1 protein-coding gene is annotated in these 1,494 nt (G+C 47.6%); it reads right to left on the bottom strand.

What is annotated here, in order from left to right:
- Nucleotides 1–111: 111 nt before the first annotated feature.
- Nucleotides 112–1,494, bottom strand: a 1,383-nt coding sequence (locus tag C7J97_RS14645; RefSeq protein WP_147232804.1) for a tyrosine-type recombinase/integrase, incomplete at its 5' end; no start/stop codon positions are given.

Raw genomic sequence — 1,494 nt, 5'->3', positions numbered from 1 at the left:
ACTCAAAATCGTTCGGGAAACCATGTGGGTTCGAGTCCCACCATCGGCACTTCATCATAAAACAGCTTAGGATCGAAAGATTTTAGGCTGTTTTTCTTTTTTGCCCATTTTTTATACTTTGGCGTTTTCTGGGAAGATATTGACGATTGCATTCGCCGAAGATACCTTACTGGAGAAATCCAGATGTGTATAAATGTTGCTTGTCGTGCTGATGTCGCTGTGCCCCAGCCACTCCTGAATCTCCTTCAGGCTCACGCCATTGGCATAGAGCAGACTGGCGCAGCTATGGCGCAGATCGTGAAAGCGGATACGCTTCATCTGGTGTGCGACCAGAAAATCCGGGAAATGTTGGCTCAGGAAATCGGGCCGAATCCGTTTTCCCATCGGGTCTACATAGATATAGTCAAGATAATCGGTGCAATAGCTTTTGCCGCAGACCTTCCGATTCTGCTCCTGCTCCTTTTTCATTTTATTGAGCATCTGCTCACAGGCAGGGATTAGGGGAAGTGTCCGGCAGCTCGACTTTGTTTTTGTCTTATCTCGTGCGATTTCTGTTAGCGTTCCGTTGACCTTTGCGGTCACAACCGTATGCTGAATGCTGATTTTCTTGTTTTCAAAGTCAATGGCATCCCATTTCAAGCCAACAACTTCACTGCGCCGCAGGCCGTAGAATGCAGCCATGATAACGCCAAACTCCGAAGGGTCACCTTGAATCGCTTTGAAAAGCTGCTCCAGTTCTTCACCGCTGTAAATCTCCGACTTGAACTTTTCCTTACGAGGACGTTCAACGCGATCTGCCGGGTTGGAACGGATCATGCCGATTTGAAAAGCGTACTGCAAGCATTTGCGGATGTTGGCGTGATAGTGAATGACGGTGTTTGCCGTAAGGCCACGATCCAACTCATGCTGGTAGAAGTCTTGGATGTATTTGGGATGCTGTTCCATATCCTGCAATGTATAGTGGAGCGGTTCAAAATATGGGACGATCTTGTGAACGATTGCTCTTTCATAGCTGGTATAGGTTGTGATTTCCACTCGTGACTTCATCATTTTCAACCAGTCCGTGATGAAGTCGGTGAAAAGTACCGGGGAGTTATCAAGGCAGGGGTCAACTTCTTTGATGGGGCTGACCTTCAGCCAATTATTGTCAACGGCATATTGTAGGGCATCGGTCAACTCCTTGTGCCAATCCAGAAGCTGCTGTACACTGGCCTCCTCCTGCTGACGCTCATAGCGGAAGAACGTTTCCAGATCGCGCGGAGAGAGTGCTTTCAAAGACAGCCGCTTCTTTTCAAAGTATGGGACAACTACTCTTCCCAGATCATAAGCATATCTGCCATAGGTTTCGGGCGGAAGGCTCATCACACTTTCTCGAAGCCAGCGGTTCAGATATTCCGATACCGGCAGGTCGGAAACCTGCTGCATCGTTTCAGGGTTAAACTCTTTTTGTGTTTTACGCAACAGAGATTCAGCTCTTTTTTTGTTTCCTTTAAC

Source organism: Faecalibacterium prausnitzii, assembly GCF_003324185.1.
Classification (GTDB): Bacteria; Bacillota; Clostridia; order Oscillospirales; family Ruminococcaceae; genus Faecalibacterium; species Faecalibacterium prausnitzii.
The sequence above is the reverse complement of the archived record's forward strand: the minus strand, read 5'-3'. Positions and strand labels throughout refer to the sequence as shown.